Raw genomic sequence first — 340 nt, forward strand, 5'->3', positions numbered from 1 at the left:
CGCGTCATGCTGCGTTTCAGTTAGAGTTAACGACGCATCATTGTCTGGCGTGAGCGTCTCAAAGTTAGTCAATGAGGTAAAGTTAGCCAGATTTGACCCTGTTGGCACGCTCAAAATATCTGTACCGCCCCCACCGTCGGCAGTTGAGCCTGTGATATGCGTGGTCGCACCTATGGTCAGCGTTTCGTCATCGCTGGTGAAAGTAATGGCGGGTGATAGATTTGTACCATTGCTGGTATTAAAGCTCGCTGCGGTACTTGTTGCCGCTGTGACATTGCTCACTGAGACCGTGGCAGTGCGAGACACACTATTACTAGTACCATCGTTGATCACCACAGTA

1 protein-coding gene is annotated in these 340 nt (G+C 50.3%); it reads right to left on the reverse strand.

From position 1 onward, the window contains the following. Positions 1-340: hypothetical protein (locus L1070_RS20225; RefSeq protein WP_237126919.1), on the reverse strand; the 340-nt coding region annotated here is incomplete at both ends.

The sequence above is a fragment of the Pseudoalteromonas sp. MMG022 genome, assembly GCF_021654245.1.
Taxonomy (GTDB): domain Bacteria; phylum Pseudomonadota; class Gammaproteobacteria; order Enterobacterales; family Alteromonadaceae; genus Pseudoalteromonas; species Pseudoalteromonas amylolytica.